General features: G+C 30.0%; 15 protein-coding genes. 13 read left to right on the top strand and 2 right to left on the bottom strand.

The window, feature by feature from the left end; translation table 11 throughout:
- The first annotated feature begins 153 nt into the window (after positions 1 to 153).
- On the top strand, positions 154 to 867 hold the full coding sequence (locus VS182_RS07085; RefSeq protein ID WP_479488684.1) for a hypothetical protein: 714 nt from the start codon (positions 154 to 156) through the stop codon (positions 865 to 867).
- Between the two features lie 1,041 nt (positions 868 to 1,908).
- Entirely contained in the window at positions 1,909 to 2,058 is a 150-nt protein-coding gene (locus VS182_RS07080) for a hypothetical protein (protein WP_479484450.1), read from the top strand.
- Positions 2,059 to 2,572: 514 nt separating this feature from the next.
- Here VS182_RS07080 and VS182_RS07075 read toward each other — a convergent pair.
- Positions 2,573 to 2,710 (bottom strand): hypothetical protein, encoded by a 138-nt coding sequence (locus VS182_RS07075; protein WP_479484449.1) that lies wholly within the window; start codon positions 2,708 to 2,710, stop codon positions 2,573 to 2,575.
- Between the two features lie 324 nt (positions 2,711 to 3,034).
- On the opposite strand from VS182_RS07075, the gene VS182_RS07070 reads away from it, so the two are divergent.
- The 11 genes from VS182_RS07070 (at position 3,035) to VS182_RS07020 (ending at position 13,913) form a co-directional block, all read left to right on the top strand.
- Complete coding sequence (locus tag VS182_RS07070) at positions 3,035 to 3,358, top strand: hypothetical protein (protein ID WP_479492563.1); 324 nt, start codon at positions 3,035 to 3,037, stop codon at positions 3,356 to 3,358.
- A gap of 158 nt (positions 3,359 to 3,516) precedes the next feature.
- On the top strand, positions 3,517 to 3,969 hold the full coding sequence (gene dut / locus VS182_RS07065) for a dUTP diphosphatase (RefSeq protein WP_479488683.1): 453 nt from the start codon (positions 3,517 to 3,519) through the stop codon (positions 3,967 to 3,969).
- 124 nt (positions 3,970 to 4,093) lie between these two features.
- Positions 4,094 to 4,963 carry a dipicolinate synthase subunit DpsA gene (gene dpsA, locus VS182_RS07060; RefSeq protein WP_479492562.1) on the top strand — a complete coding sequence of 290 codons (870 nt, stop codon included), beginning with the start codon at positions 4,094 to 4,096 and terminating at the stop codon, positions 4,961 to 4,963.
- A 15-nt stretch (positions 4,964 to 4,978) separates the two neighbouring features.
- Positions 4,979 to 5,668, top strand: coding sequence for a dipicolinate synthase subunit B (locus VS182_RS07055; protein WP_479488442.1), 690 nt, complete (start codon positions 4,979 to 4,981; stop codon positions 5,666 to 5,668).
- Between the two features lie 85 nt (positions 5,669 to 5,753).
- Entirely contained in the window at positions 5,754 to 6,794 is a 1,041-nt protein-coding gene (locus VS182_RS07050; protein WP_479484444.1) for an aspartate-semialdehyde dehydrogenase, read from the top strand.
- 50 nt (positions 6,795 to 6,844) lie between these two features.
- Entirely contained in the window at positions 6,845 to 8,092 is a 1,248-nt protein-coding gene (gene dapG / locus VS182_RS07045; RefSeq protein ID WP_479485169.1) for an aspartate kinase, read from the top strand.
- A gap of 20 nt (positions 8,093 to 8,112) precedes the next feature.
- On the top strand, positions 8,113 to 8,979 hold the full coding sequence (gene dapA, locus VS182_RS07040; protein ID WP_479488682.1) for a 4-hydroxy-tetrahydrodipicolinate synthase: 867 nt from the start codon (positions 8,113 to 8,115) through the stop codon (positions 8,977 to 8,979).
- A 348-nt stretch (positions 8,980 to 9,327) separates the two neighbouring features.
- Positions 9,328 to 10,938 (top strand): ribonuclease J, encoded by a 1,611-nt coding sequence (locus tag VS182_RS07035; protein WP_479492796.1) that lies wholly within the window; start codon positions 9,328 to 9,330, stop codon positions 10,936 to 10,938.
- A gap of 823 nt (positions 10,939 to 11,761) precedes the next feature.
- Positions 11,762 to 11,896, top strand: a complete 135-nt coding sequence (locus VS182_RS07030) for a hypothetical protein (protein WP_479492561.1) — start codon at positions 11,762 to 11,764, stop codon at positions 11,894 to 11,896.
- A gap of 706 nt (positions 11,897 to 12,602) precedes the next feature.
- Positions 12,603 to 13,424, top strand: coding sequence for a hypothetical protein (locus VS182_RS07025; protein WP_479492560.1), 822 nt, complete (start codon positions 12,603 to 12,605; stop codon positions 13,422 to 13,424).
- 72 nt (positions 13,425 to 13,496) lie between these two features.
- Complete coding sequence (locus tag VS182_RS07020; protein WP_479492559.1) at positions 13,497 to 13,913, top strand: hypothetical protein; 417 nt, start codon at positions 13,497 to 13,499, stop codon at positions 13,911 to 13,913.
- 728 nt (positions 13,914 to 14,641) lie between these two features.
- Here the strand turns inward: VS182_RS07020 and sigK are convergent.
- Entirely contained in the window at positions 14,642 to 15,343 is a 702-nt protein-coding gene (sigK, locus tag VS182_RS07015) for an RNA polymerase sporulation sigma factor SigK (RefSeq protein WP_479488679.1), read from the bottom strand.
- Positions 15,344 to 15,946 lie beyond the last annotated feature (603 nt).

The raw sequence follows: 15,946 nt of genomic DNA, 5'->3' as shown, positions 1-15,946 counted from the left end.
AATTTCCTTTGGGTATTTCGAGAAAATTTACAAGGTGATATTTTGGATTTATTTTTAAATTTTCTTTTGAGCATAGAAAATTTAAAAACCTTTTTTATCGTTCAAATCATTCTGTTTATTTTGATTTTTACATTTATTTTATGGGCTAACTTAGTGAATGATAAAAATGCTGCTTATAATATGTTTAGAAGATTACCTTATAATATGAAAGAGGAATTTGCTCATAATTATCTTCGGTTTAAAGCTAAATATGAAAATGATCCAAATTGGGCTTTAGGGTTATTGCATGAAATCCCAACAGATGCTAAATCATTTTATATTAATTTTTATCAAGCATATAGATCGATGTATTGGAATCGCATTATTGATTATTATGGCAATTGTTACAGTATAGCTAATTCGAACAATAAGAAGACCACGAAATTTAATTTTTTAGCTTTATATGTGCTTAGCAAAATAACGTTGATTATTGCTTTAATTTCGCTTGTATTCACTTGGCCATCTCTTTGGGGTATACGTATAGGATTTTTAATTTGGTGTATTCTGATGATTATACAGAAAAAAATGGAAAAATCTTATTTGCATAGCCAATATGGATTAGATTATCAATTATCTAATAAAGTTTTATTTTTTATTATTTTCATGTATGTATTTTTGGCACCTAGTCTTCCTATTTTTTCGATTTATTTATGGGAATGGTTTCCGGATACATTTTCAGCTATATTTTTAATGGGCATTATTATTTGTTTGATGTTTTTTATTTATTTGTTTATGCTATTGCGTGTTTCAAGTTTAATTTTCAGCATGCCAACCGATTATTATCGACGACAAGGTTGGATAGATTTTGTAGAAGAACAACTTAAATAAAATTATATACGGATCATATTTTTTATTTATTTTTCAAAGATTATTTCAAAACATAAAGGACTTGTTCTTAAATACAGTACAGGCGATTAATACCAATAATTGTTATTTGTTGGTATTTTTAAAAATTTTTTAAAAAAAATAAAATTCCAATATATGTTCTTATTTATTAACTTTATTGTTATAATCATCTGAATAAACTCACAAATATTATATATATTATTACTAGTTTTGGGATTTAATTAAGATATGAAATTTAAAAAAGATAAATTTGTGTGTATTTATATCTTGAAATTAAAATATAACGTCTTTAGATATAGAAAAAAAACAACACACTTTAATAATAGTGTTGTTTTTTTTCTATATCTATATTACTACTGTACATGCAAAAAAACAAAAAATGTAAATTATTAATAAAAATCATAAAATTGTATTTCCAAAGTTTACAATAGATTATATTTTAAGATTTTACAAACAAAAATAGACATTTCTTAATCCCCTGTGTAAAATTTAAGTTTTATAACAAATGCAAAAGTAGTATAAAGAATGTTTATTAATTCTGTACTTGCCAAAAAAAAATAGGCCATAATTTTTTATTTTTAAAAATTAACTTAAAAAGATTATTATAATCTAAGTTTTAATATTATTTGTTTTTACAAAATAGTGTTTTTGTTTTTAGAGTAGGACTTGGACAGAAATATTAATATAGCAGATTAGTAATGTTGTAATTTAAACACAAAAATAGCCATTATCATAGCTTTTTGTTCATTAAATTAGGTTCTTAAACAAGCTTTAACATAGATTATTGGACAAGCTCGTAATTTAGCAGCTTTATTTTTAATTATTCTAAAAATAGCATTTATATACTGTACATGCAAAAAAAAGCAAAAAAATGTAAATTATTAATAAAAATAATAAAATATTATTATATTTCCAAAGTTTACAATATATTATATTTTATTATTTTACAAACAAAAATAGACATTCCTCTATCACCTGTGTAGAATATAAGTGTCCTAACAAAACCCAACAGGAGGATAAAGAATGTCTATTAATTGTAGGTTAACAAATAGATCTCATTTGGTCAAATTTTTTCGTAAATTGGGGTTAATATCCCAATTTACTTCATCTAAAAATACATGGATAATATGTCGTTGTTTTGATAGAAATTTTATTAATTTTTTACTTAGATAAAGATACGCTCATATTGTGTTTTTTGGTAAATATATTTTATCTAACAGCATTTATTTTGCTTTAAGTATATATTTAGAATATTAATTAGCTTTCTTTCATTTATATGTATGCAATACATTGAAAAAGCACTACAAAAGAAAAGTAGCTATATAAGGATTTTGTAGATCTAATGTTATGTATAGATTAACTGTTAATTTTCTAGAAGTAATTTTCAATTGATCATCTTTTTTATTTTTTTTTTAAAGTTATTATTTTTTAGTATATCAAAGTATATTGTTTTTATGTTATTACTTTAATTACTAAATTATAGTAAAGGATAGATTAAGCTTAGTATTTTCTTGTTTTCTAGGGATTTGTCTTAAAAAGTCTAATATAGTTTATTGGTATAGATTATCGGAAATTAATATGCCAATATATAAAAATTTATACCTTTTATATATTGGCATATTAATTTAATTTCTAAAAAAAATAGGCTATCATTTTTGGATTTTAAATAAGGAACTTAAAAAGATTATTATAATCTAAGTTTGAATATGATTTGTTTATACAAAGGAGAATTCAAAACAGGTGCAGAAAATCGGGAAGGTAGATCTAATTTACGAAAAAATTTGACCGCATGAGATTTATTTGTTAATCTACGGTTAATAGACATTCTGTATTCTCCTGTTGTATTTTGTACGTAACACTTACATTTTACGCGGAGTATTTAGGAATGTCTATTTGTGTTTGTAAAATCTTAAAATATCAGTTATCGAAAACTTTGGTAATACCATAATATTTTAAGATTTTTATGAATTATTGATATTTATTAATATGATTTGTGATTAAACTTTAATTTATATTTTTTGTTTTTTTGTATTTACAAGTAAGTAATTCTTTAGTCAGAGTTTTTTCATTGGTTTTTATTATCTTGCTTTTTTATCTTGTCTTTTTTGATAAATTTATTTTTTGGGATAAAAAATGGGTGAATTAAGTAATGAAAGTGTTTTTAAGGTCTTTTTTTGTATTTTTACCTTTGATAGAGATGTTTTTCTTATCATTTCTATGGGCTCAAATGACTTCAATCTGGATGCTTGGTTTTTTAGGGTGGGCTGTTTTTTTGTGTGCAGAAATATTTTATCCTGCACTTGGAAGAAGTATTGGCTGGTTTAGTGTTTCTTGGGGTGCGGTGCTTGTGACAAGTTTTTCTCCTAATATAGCTTTTATTTTTGGATTACTTGCTTTTGGATTTCGTTTTTTCTTATATCGTTTGCAGCATTTTTTTCTTAGTTTTTTCAAAGAAAGATTTTTGCTAGAGTAAGTATTGCTATTTATTTTTTTATTCAAAGCAAAAAAACTGTTTGATTAAATATTTTAATTAAAAACAAAAAAATGTTTAAAATAAATAATTATTAAAAATAAAGAATCATGTAGAATTATGAAGAATTAGATGATTGCTAAAAACAGCGGAAATTATTTATGAGGTGGTGTTGGATTATATATATAAAAGTTTTGCGTAAAACAGAGCGTGTATCTCTCCCTAGACGTATGTCTGAACAGGCTAGTGGGTTTGATTTAGCTGCTTTTTTAGATGATGATTTTACGTTGTTACCTTTTAAGAGGGCATTGATACCTACGGGGATTTCGATCTCTTTACCTGATGGTTATGAGGGACAAATAAGACCTCGTAGTGGTCTTTCGAAAAATTATGGTGTTACTGTTCTAAATGCTCCCGGTACTATAGATGCTGATTATCGGGGAGAAATCGCGGTTTTGTTGATTAATTTGGGTGATGTGCCTTTTGTTATTAAGTGCGGTGATCGTATTGCGCAGTTAGTTATTCAAGCTTTACCATGTGTGCAATTATTAGATGTTGATATATTGGATGAAACCGAAAGAGCGGAAGGTGGTTTTGGTCATACGGGTGTTTAGAGGTCTTTTTCTGTTTTTTGGGTAACCAAATTATACACATAGTCATAAGGTATTAAATATTACTTTTATGCCTATTTTTATCGTTTTTTTGCTGTTTTTTTCTTAGTAAAGGGGGTTTGAGAAAATGCTTGTTGGCAAAAAAATTGCTATTTTAGGCGGGGATGATCGTCAGTTAGCGATTATGGAACGTTTGTTAACGCAAAGGGCTAAATTAGTTTTATTTGGTTTTGATGAGCTCAAGTATACGGCTGATAATGTTTCTTATAGTGATTTATCTACTTGTGCTCTAACGGAGACGGAAGTTTTAGTTTTGCCAGTTTCTTCTTTAGATAACGAGGGTAATGTTTTCAGTAAATTTTCTGATAAACAACTTGTTTTAAAAGGTGAACATTTAGGTGCTTTACCCCAAAATGCTACGGTTTTTACAGGTGTAGAATCTAATTATTTGCGCCGATTATGCAAAAGTTATCATATCTCTCTTGTTGAACTATTAGAACGCGATGATATAGCGATTAAAAATGCTATTCCTACTGTTGAAGGGGCGATTATGCTAGCTATTCAGCATACCCCTTTTACTTTGCATGGGTCTATTTGTTGGGTTGTTGGTTTAGGTCGTGTAGGTTTATTTCTTGCGCATAGATTACTTTTGTTAGGTGCTAAAGTAATTGTTACCACAAGCAATCCTGTGCAACGAGCTCAAGGGATTGCGATGGGTTTTCAGGTGTTTAATGATTACTTAAGTGCTGCTGTTAGAGCTGATGTGTTATTTAATACAGTACCATCGATTGTTATCACATCTGATATTATTGATGCTTTGCCTAAACATACTTGGATTTTAGATTTAGCTTCTTCTCCTGGAGGTTTAGATCATACATATGTCGCTAAACGTGGTTTGAAAAGTATGCTTGCCCCTGCTTTGCCTGGAAAAGTTGCGCCTCAAACAGCTGGTTTTTTATTAGCAGACGCTATAGTCGAAATTTTATCTGGTAGATGAAGGGATGAGTCTGCATTGAAATTTAGAGATTTAACATTTGGATTTGCTTTTACGGGTTCTCATTGTACATATGATGAAGTTATTGATCAATTAGTTTATTTCCGCCAACAAAAAGTCAAGATTATCCCTATTTTGTCAAACACTGTTTCTCAAGTAGATAGTCGTTTTGGGGAGGCTCATGATTGGTGTGAACGGATCTCAGAAGCAGCAGGTCATAAGCCTTGGACAAAGATTGCTGAAACAGAAGCTATTGGTCCAAAACGTTTATTAGATTGTTTGGTGATAGCTCCTTGTACAGGTAATACAATGGCTCGATTGTCGCAAGCTTTTACAGATGGTCCTGTTCTTATGGCAGCGAAGGCGCAAATGCGTAATCATCGACCTGTAGTTATTGCGATTTCCACCAATGACGCTTTAGGTTTGAATCTTAGTAATATTGCTAGACTAATTACATCAAAGGATATTTATTTTGTACCTATGGGGCAAGATGATCCTTTAGGAAAGCCTAAATCGTTAAAGGCGCATATGTCTCTTATAATGGATACATGTCATTATGCGTTGAAAGGTAAACAAATTCAACCGCTATTTATTCCTCATCCTTTAGTGGATGTAAATGTTAATCGCAGTAGGTTAGTTGAAGATAAGTTTTTGCGAGGTCATTTATCAGAAGATGTTTTAGGTATTACATTAGCTTGTAATGGTTGATATACTTATACCATTAATCTTATAATTTAGACTAAATATGAAATTATATGTTGATCTTTTATCCATTTAAAGGTGGGATATTATTATGTCAATGGTTAAAAAGATCAAACAACTACGAGTTGCTATTGTTGGTGCTACTGGCATGGTTGGTAAAATGTTTTTAAAAGTGTTAAAAGAACGTTCTTTTCCTTTAACAAACCTTAAATTATTAGCTTCTAAGCGTTCAGCTGGACAAAATATTCGTTGGAATGACAAGACTTATGTTGTTGAAGAAACTACTGATGCATCATTTGTTGATGTTGATATTGTTTTTTTTAGTGCAGGAGGGGATATTAGTCGTCGCTTTGTCCCCGTTGCTCTAAAGCAGGGAGCATTGGTGATTGATAATACGAGTTTTTTTCGCATGGATCAAGGGGTTCCTTTGGTTGTACCCGAAGTTAATCCGCAGGAGATTCCACAACATAAGTGTCTAATTGCTAATCCTAATTGTTCCACGATCCAAATGGTTGTTGCTTTGAAACCTTTACATGATCTATTCGGTTTAAAAAGAGTTTTTGTCTCCACATATCAAGCTGTTTCCGGAGCAGGCGATAAGGCATTAGCTGAATTAAGAGAACAGCAGGCTTCACTTTTAGCTCATAAAACTTTGCAAGCGCGTTTTTTACCAGTAGCTGGATGCAAACCGCAGCCAATCATTGACAATGTGTTGCCTCAGATTGATATGCCTATGGATAATGGTTACACCCGAGAAGAAATGAAAATGATTAATGAAACGCAAAAAATTCTTTCATTACCTTCTTTGCCTGTAGCAGTTACTTGTGTACGCTTACCTATAGCTCATGGTCATAGCGAGGTAGTTTATGTAGAATTAGCTCAACCATTTACAATGGATAAAATAAGACAAACATTGCTTCAATCCCCAGGTATTAAGTTAGCCGACAATTTGCAGACCCAATGTTATCCCACGCCTTTGCAGGCTGTGGGTAATGATTTTGTTCATGTAGGTCGTTTGCGTAAGGATGTTTATGACGAACAAGGATTACATCTTTTTATTGTCTCAGATAATTTGCGCAAAGGAGCAGCAACAAATGCTGTGCAAATTGCTGAACATTGGTTATCTCAATAGTAATAATCAATTGGATGCGTAGCAGCTTTTGGGGGTAATTAATTTAAATGATGCGTATTAGGATCTTAAAATTTGGTGGCAGTTCTTTGACAACAGAAGCTTTAAGAGAAGCTGCATTTGATCATATTAAAGATGCACAAAATGAGGGATTTATGCCTGTAGTTGTCGTTTCTGCTTTGGGTCGTAAAGGTGATCCTTATGCAACAGACACGCTTTTGCAACTAGTTGAGTATAAAGGTGCTTTCTTAAACGCTAGAGAAAAAGATTTGTTAATGTGTTGTGGAGAAATTATATCAGCATCTGTTTTGGCTGCTTTATTGAACAAAAAAGGTTTGAAAAGTGTCGTTCTGACTGGCGGACAGGCTGGCATTTTGACTGAATCTAGGCATAATCATGCTCATATTATAGCTGTGACCCCGACGAGGATTGAACAAGAATTGCTGCAAAATCGTCTGGTTATTGTTACGGGTTTTCAAGGCATTTCGATCAACGGCGAAATAACCACCTTAGGAAGAGGTGGTAGTGATACAACTGCTTGTGCTTTGGGCTCAGCTTTACATGCTGATCGAGTTGATATTTTCACTGATGTTGAAGGCGTTATGACGGCTGATCCTAGATTAGTAAGTGATGCAAGGCCTTTGGATCATATCAGTTATGTAGAATTATGCCAATTAGCGCAACTGGGTGCTAAGGTTATTCATCCACGTGCTGTGGCTATCGCGATGAATGCTCGTATACCTTTGCGTATTCGGTCAACTAATAGTAAAAATTTAGGCACGCAGGTAGCGGATAATTTACAAGTTAGTTGTAATTTGGCTCCTTTACCCCAAGATACCGTTACTAGTATTACTTATATGAGAAATATTACACAAATTTCGATATCTTTAAACGATGATTATGAAGATAATCATGAGTCACTACAAAGAATGAATTGTGCTAAAAAGATCTTTGATCTTATGGCAGAAAATAATATTATTGTCGATTTTATAAATGTTAAACCAAATAAAATTGTTTATACAGTTGCGGCTAATTATGCAGAAAAAGTTATGAATTTATTAATTAAAGCTGGTTTCAAGCCCACACAGAGACCTAACTGTGCCAAAGTTTCCATTGTAGGGGCAGGGATGGCAGGCATTCCTGGGGTAATGGCGCGTGTTGTTACAGCGTTAACGATGGCAGGGGTACAGATTTTTCAATCATCTGATTCTCATATAACAATTTGGGTTTTAGTACCAGATTTATCTTTGAAAAAAGCTGTTTTATCTTTGCATCAACATTTTGATTTATCTAATAGATAGATTATATGGAGGAATGAGGTTTGAAACGACTATTAACAGCCATGGTTACACCTTTTACCGATGAAGGTTTACTTGATAAAAAAGCTGTTATCAAACTTGTAGAACATCTTCTAGATGAAGGAAGTGAAGGCCTGGTTTTAACTGGTACGACAGGTGAATCTCCTACAATTACTTTAGAAGAACGTAAACAACTATGGCAGATTGTTCAAGAAACGGTCGATGGTCGTATCCCTATATGGGCTGGTACGGGTAGTAATTGTACATCTACATCGATCAAAATAACTGAAGCAGCGACTTCATCTGGTTTAGATGGAGTTATGTTAGTAGCTCCATATTATAATAAGCCTTCTCAAGAAGGCCTTAAACTTCATTTCCAAACCGTGGCTGCAGCTACAAGTTTACCGGTTATGATCTATAATATTCCAGGACGAACAGCTGTCGACATGGATGTAAAAACACTTTTAGCTGTGGCTGAGATTCCAAATGTTAAAGCTATTAAAGAATCATCGAACAACCTGCTTAAAATAAGTTCTTTAATCCAAAAATTACCTAAAGATGTAAACGTATATAGTGGTGATGATCCATTAACATTACCTATGCTTGCGCTTGGTGCTAAAGGAATCGTCAGTGTTGCTAGCCATTTGTGCGGCTTGTTGATCTTAAAAATGATTGAAGCTGTAGAACAAGGTGACCTGGTTCTAGCTCGTACCTATCATTATCAATGTTGGCCTGTTTTTACACATATCTTTATTCAAGCGAATCCAGTGCCTATAAAATACGCTTTATCTTGTAGAGGTATCTGTGGTTCGCATGTAAGATTGCCATTAGTACCTTTGACAGAATGCGAAAGAAAATATTTAAATGAAAAGTTAATTAATTTTTTATAGATGTCAATTTATGAAAAGTAAACACCAACCAAACCTAGATTAAAACAATAAAAGAAAATAAAAAGAAAAGATAAGAGAAAATAAAAAGAAAAGATCAAAGAACGACTAAAGAAAGAATAAAGAAAATATAAAAGCAAAATAAAAATGTTGAAAATGTTTAAAGTAGCTTTTATTGGATGATAGTTGCATAGTGCTTTTTAATTCGCTTATAATTTAGGAGATAAGTGGTGTATACGTTTCGGGAAGAAAGTTGGTCGGCGGTTTTTAGGGGGTAAACGTTTGTTAAGTAATCAACGGGGTAAATTACAGGTTTTTGCGCTTGGTGGACTAGATGAGATTGGTAAGAATATGTATGTTGTTCAGTATGGATCAGATATTGTTGTGATTGATGCTGGTCTCATGTTTCCTGATGAGGGTATGTTAGGGATTGATATTGTGATCCCTGATGTATCTTATCTAGTGGAAAATCAGGACAAATTAAGGGGTATTATTTTAACTCATGGTCATGAAGATCATATAGGTGGTTTGCCTTATATCTTACGTAGAATTAGGGTGCCTATTTATGCGACTAAATTGACGATGGGTTTAATTGAACATAAGTTGCGTGAGGCGCATATGTTATATCAAGTGAAAAGGATTGTTATTCGTTCTGATTCACAGATTAAACTTGGTTCCTCGATGAAAGCTTCTTTTTTTGCAACTAGTCATAGTGTACCTGATTCTGTAGGTGTTTGTTTATCAACGCCAGAGGGCTCTGTTGTTCATACGGGAGATTTTCGTTTTGACATGACTCCTGTAGATGGTAAACCGATTGATTTGGGTAGGATAGCGGAAATTGGTAAAGCTGGCGTACTCTGTTTAATGTCTGACAGTACAAATGCTGAAAGGCCTGGCTTTACCGGTTCTGAAAAAACAGTAGCTGAGGGTTTGGAGTTAGTTTTTCAGCGATCTGATAAGCGGATTATTGTAGCTACCTTTGCTTCTAATATTCATCGTATTCAGGGTGTTGTAAATGCTTGTCAAAAATATGGTCGAAGATTAGCTGTTGTTGGTCGAAGTATGGTTAATATCGTTCATATTGCCTCTGAGCTAGGTTATTTACATATTCCTAATGGACTTTTAGTAGACTTAGATGATATCGGGCTTTTGCCTGTAGATAAGGTAGCTATTATATCTACAGGCAGTCAAGGTGAAACGATGTCTGCTTTAACGAGAATGGCTAATTCTTCTCATCGTAAGGTGGAGATTTTACCAGGGGATACGATTGTTATTGCTGCAACCCCGATACCTGGTAATGAAAAATTGATTGGACGTACAGTCGATCAGTTATTGAGGATCGGTGCAAAGGTTTTTTATAGCGCTAATTCGCATGTTCATATTTCAGGTCATGGTTCGCAAGAAGATTTAAAACTGATGATTTCCCTCTTAAAACCCAAATATTTTATTCCTGTGCATGGTGAATATCGTATGCTAAGCGCTCATTCGCGTTTAGCGGAGTCTTTGGGTATAAACGCTGAGAATATTTTCCTGTGTGACAACGGGGATATTGTTGAATTTTTCCAGCAAAAGGCGCGTTTAGGATCTAAGGTTTTCACAGGTAAAGTATTGATTGATGGCTTGGGTGTGGGTGATGTAGGGAATATTGTTTTACGTGATCGAAAACTCTTATCTCAAGATGGTATTCTTGTTGTTGTCGTGACTTTAAGCAAATTAAACCGTTCCGTTCTTTCCGGACCTGACATCATTTCTCGAGGTTTTGTATATGTGCGTGAATCTGAGCAATTACTAGAAGAAGCTAAGAACATTGTTGGACAAGCTATTCAAAAATGTATTTCTGAACGTGAACAAATAAGTGAGTGGACTTTTTTTAAGACGTGTATACGTGATTCTTTAGGCAAGTTTCTTTTTGAACGTACAAGGCGCCGGCCGATGATTTTACCTATCATTATGGAAGTTTAATAAAAAAAGGAAGGGTATCCCCTTTCTTTTTTTATTTTCTAAAAATTATATAAATTATTAAAAAATAAAACGAATTGATTATTATTTATATTATTATAAATCAATAAATTGGATACTGTGTTATAAAAAAGTATCATATAGAAAGTGATTTAAAAAAATACATTTATAAAAATGGTTATATTTTTTTATAAATATATATGAATGATAATGTAATTAAAAAAATTATGAAATATGATTTGCGCAATGTTATTAATTGAATATTTTGGATAATATATTTTTTTTCAAGGAATTAAGTTTTTATTTATTTTTAAGTTCATTAACTATTTGTATTTTGATTAGCTGTGCTGGAAATTCAGATAACCAGGGTTCGTCCATATCTGGAGATGGATGGTTTTGTCTGCATATCTACTTCTTCTATAGCTAGTCACACGGAGTATCATCATCAAGATTGGGAAGTTCTTATTCAACAAATTATTCTAAACCTATACATATTTTTTGAGTTATCCTGCGGTAAAAAACCTAATAATTTGAGGTTTATTTTGTGACTGGTTGTAAATATAGATTTATTATAATTATATAAATATATAAATTCTTATTTTACTAGTAATTAATTATAAAATAACTAATTTAGATTATAAGAAACTTTTTAAGTTAATTTTTAAAAATCCTAAATTATGGCCTTATTTTTTGGTAATTACAGTAATTTAAACGTAACTTAAGTAAGTATTTAATATTTTCTTCATCTTTAATAATTAAGCTATTTTTATCAATAGATTTGGCGCTACTTGTAGGTCTTCATCACAAATTTATACCTATCATAAATATGAGGAAGTATTTAATAAATTTATCAGAAGAACAGGTTCATAGTGATCTTGTAAAGTCATCGGCATCACAAATTAATTATTTATTAAAAACATCGCTTCCGATGCTTAAAAAATATGGAAATAAATCAAGTTGAAAACATCTTTTATCAACATTATTGCTATCATCAACACCATCGATAATATATGGGGACTATTTAGAGCATTGATATCAGCAAAAAAAATCAATCATTAACTAGTTCATAGAAGGCATTAAAAGCTATGATAATGGATACTTTGGTGTTTAGATTCCATAAATAGTGTTTGGATATAAAAAAATAAATTTATTGTAATTTTAATCTAAAAATATCATATATGTTTATAAGTTGTTTCTATCTAATGATTATTTTTTTATATTCTGTATTTATATATTTATTTTTAATATTAGACATAGTTGTTTTTTAAAATAAAAATTGTTTATATTAATCTCTTATACTGTGATTAGGCGCAAGTCTTTTGTATTTTTTTAAAAACAAACTACAAAAGCACTTTAACCTATTAAAATGTTTTAGTCTTTTTTGGATTTAAAAAATAATATTTTATAGAAGTATGTAATTAACAATACTATAATTTCATAAAAATAGATAGATAAACAAAGATTATTTTAGGATATAAATAAGAAGAGCGGATTTTTGCTTAATCATTAAATTATATTTAAAAATAAAAAACGAACTAAACCCGGAGGGTTTATTTAATATTACGGAAATTAAATATAGTAAATATTTTAAATTTTATATCACAACAAATATTTTTATATTTTCTACTTTATTTTTAAACCCTTCCTATGCCGAAAATAATAACTATATGCATAAAAAACAACTTAATGATCAAGGTGAGCAGTATCAAGTCAGTGAACCTCGCAGTTCTGAAACGCAATTTTATATACTATTATTACAATTTTTAGATAATGAAATTAATAAAAAAATAATATCAGATTATTATCAGGCTTTATCACATATTTTTAATAAAAGCAGCCGCGATAATAATAGCCAATATAATGATAAATTTATAAAATTATACGATGCTTTCTATAACAAGGATATAAAAGAACTTACTAATTATTTCGATTTAACTAGAGAAGGGTTGATTCAAGTTTTTGGTTTTAACCTTGAACAAGTAAAACAAAATATCAAAAATCGATTAGAAAAATATGGGTATAACCATATTTACGAGGAAATGGCTAATACACTTTCGTATTTGGTAAACAAGAAAGATTTTAAGACGCAATTTTATCTTACTGCTTATTATTTTAATCTTAATTTTGAATTACCTAAGTTACAAAAAGATCATGCTTTGAATAACGATATTTTAAATCAATTGAATATTTTTTATAACTGGATGTTGAATTGTAACAAGTATTTATCTAAACCTTTAAACCATAGTGATTTTTATGAATTTAAAAATTATATTGAAATAAACAACAGGTATACACAAAAAGATTCAGATGCTTTTCTTAAGAAACGAGAAAGTTCATGTTCAGAAATATTTCAAGAATTGTTTAGATATTGGAATTACCAAATAAAATTTATTTACAATGAACAAATATATTTGCAAGATAATTTTTTAAAGACGTTGCTAGATGAAAATTTGCAAGTAGATATTGAAAAAACCAATTATTTCATATAAAAAAATAAAGAATATGCACAAAAAGAATACTATAAAAAGAACGAATATGTAGATGTGGGATATCAAGATAATATGCCTAAATTACAGAAATGGCCCATGTTTTTGGAACTATTTAGTGGTATAAACAATTGGTTTCGTTCTAAGAAAACACCTGATAGTATTCGTGGGGATCATAGAAATAAACTAAGTTGTAGGCGCGATGATACAACATGTTCATCTTCCTCTTCTAATAATTCATCAACATCTTCGCAGGCAAAATTTGATGGTCAAGGATGGTATTCAATGACCTCGCCACCGCGAGCTGGAGTATCTACACCTTCTTCATCGTTTTCTCCAATAGATAGTCGGCTTGCGTCATATAGATCATCATCCAAATCGAGTTATCCATATTATTCATCATCTCTACCGCCCGCACCTGGAGCTGGTTGGTTTGCTAAATATAATTCACCGATAGATAATTCATTTTTTAGTTATCAGAGGCCAATGTAGGGAATATGATTACCCAAGTCCTATAGGTAGTCCTAATACGGCCCCCCGCCTGTTAGAAGCGGGGGGGATAGCGCGGATTCATATAAACCAGATACATTGGCTCAGAATTCATTACAATATGTTAATTAAGGTTATTATATTAAAAAAAATAATTTTATATATAATTTTTTTATTAAAAGTTCTAATTTATAATGATGTAATAAAATCATTAATTTATATTTTTTGTCTTTATTATTATAAATTTATTTTATAGGATAAAAATAATTTTTAAGTTTATTCTATAAAAAAGATTTATAAAGAAGATGTCAGGAATTTAAATTTATAATATTGGGATTATTAAATCAAAGCTTCTATTAATCTGTTCATCGATAGTACAACTACATTCGATTCTTAAGAATATTAATGCTTAAGCATATTAGTGCTTGAGAATATTAATTATTAAGAATATTAAGAATTAATAATATAAATTTAATTAAATAAAATAATTATTTTTTATATATTAGATATGATGTTTAAAGAACTTGTCGTTTAAGGATAGGCGGAAATAAAATAATTTATAATTTATGAGGGGTTTTGTTTTAATTTTAAATCAAGTTTAAAATGAATGTATCTTAATATTTTGGCTATAATATATAATTTTGCGTATTGTTAATATTATTATAAAAAATTAAGTATAAAGCTTGATTATTTAAAATCCATTATGATAATTTATCACAATGGATTTTGTTTTAATTATTTCTTGCGCGATAAAATTCTTGAAACAATTTTATTAATGCTCTTTTTTCTATACGAGAAACATATGAACGTGAAATACCTAGTATTTTAGCTATTTCACGTTGTGTTTGTTCTTTTTGGCCATCTAAACCGAAACGTCTTTTTATGACTTCTTGTTCTCTTGCAGATAAAATATCAAAATAATGGTATATTTTCATCTTTTCAATTTTTGTTTGTACGAAATCTAAAACATCATCTTTTTCGGTTCCTAATACGTCTATTAATATAATTTCGTTTCCTTCTTTATCTACGCCAATGGGATAGTGTAGGGAAACATCTTTACAAACTTTTTTTAATGAACGTAGATGCATTAGTATTTCATTTTCTATACATCGGGCTGCGTATGTTGCTAATTTTGTGCCTTTATTTCTTTGGTATGATTCAATGGCTTTTATAAGTCCTATGGTACCAATAGATATAAGGTCTTCAGTATCTTCGCTTGTATTTTCAAACTTTTTGACGATATGTGCTACTAAACGCAAGTTATGTTCAACTAATAAACTACGAGCTTCTTGGTCTTGATTTTCAAAAAAACGTGTCAGATATGTATTTTCTTCTTCTTCAGATAGAGGTTGCGGAAAGGCATTATGTTTTACGTATGCGATTAATAAGCATTTTTTAATTAATGTGCCTATAACGGCTATTAAGCTGAGCATTTATATATCTCCCTGCATATGAACGTAGATGTTGATAGGGTATTTTAGAAAATGGCACTTATTTTTGTTTGCTAAATATTGTTTAGATTAAAATGCAATATAAATTAAAATTGTCATTTTCATAATTGGTGTTATATTTTCATTGCGTTTTAATAAAAAAATAAAAATTACTAAATATTTTGTTGTTTTAATAAAATAAAGGATTAAATTATATTTTTATAATATTCATATTTATGATTTGAGCTATTAGTTTAATTATGTAAAATAAATAAGCGATGTTTTTTTATTTGTTCTTAGTAATTAAGAACAAATATTTTAAATTATTATATTTATTAAGATTTTATCGATTAATGATTATATATCTCTGATATTGATAAACTTGGTAGAAAGTTATGATAGATAATTTTAGATCATTGATTAGCTGTATTAGATACCTATTGGGTTGATATTTGTATAAGTATCATTAGTTATTTATGATGATCATTAAAGGGTTTTTAGTGTGATCACTAATAAAGATTTATGTTTTTTATATATGACTATATTTCTCAATTAACTTAAAAGTTGATTACAAAATGATTTGTTCATAAGTTTATTATTATCAAT

This window comes from Pasteuria ramosa (assembly GCF_056496785.1).
The sequence above is the reverse complement of the archived record's forward strand: the minus strand, read 5'-3'. Positions and strand labels throughout refer to the sequence as shown.

Bases quoted from the DNA above. Each gene is read 5' to 3' on its own strand.
- dpsA (WP_479492562.1), top strand. From the start codon at position 4,094: ATGCTTGTTGGCAAAAAAATTGCTATTTTAGGCGGGGATGATCGTCAG.
- VS182_RS07030 (WP_479492561.1), top strand. From the start codon at position 11,762: ATGAGGAAGTATTTAATAAATTTATCAGAAGAACAGGTTCATAGTGAT.
- VS182_RS07070 (WP_479492563.1), top strand. From the start codon at position 3,035: ATGAAAGTGTTTTTAAGGTCTTTTTTTGTATTTTTACCTTTGATAGAG.
- sigK (WP_479488679.1), bottom strand. From the start codon at position 15,343: ATGCTCAGCTTAATAGCCGTTATAGGCACATTAATTAAAAAATGCTTA.
- VS182_RS07080 (WP_479484450.1), top strand. From the start codon at position 1,909: ATGTCTATTAATTGTAGGTTAACAAATAGATCTCATTTGGTCAAATTT.
- dut (WP_479488683.1), top strand. From the start codon at position 3,517: ATGAGGTGGTGTTGGATTATATATATAAAAGTTTTGCGTAAAACAGAG.
- VS182_RS07020 (WP_479492559.1), top strand. From the start codon at position 13,497: ATGCCTAAATTACAGAAATGGCCCATGTTTTTGGAACTATTTAGTGGT.
- VS182_RS07035 (WP_479492796.1), top strand. From the start codon at position 9,328: ATGTATGTTGTTCAGTATGGATCAGATATTGTTGTGATTGATGCTGGT.
- VS182_RS07025 (WP_479492560.1), top strand. From the start codon at position 12,603: ATGCATAAAAAACAACTTAATGATCAAGGTGAGCAGTATCAAGTCAGT.
- dapG (WP_479485169.1), top strand. From the start codon at position 6,845: ATGCGTATTAGGATCTTAAAATTTGGTGGCAGTTCTTTGACAACAGAA.
- VS182_RS07075 (WP_479484449.1), bottom strand. From the start codon at position 2,710: ATGTCTATTAACCGTAGATTAACAAATAAATCTCATGCGGTCAAATTT.
- VS182_RS07050 (WP_479484444.1), top strand. From the start codon at position 5,754: ATGTCAATGGTTAAAAAGATCAAACAACTACGAGTTGCTATTGTTGGT.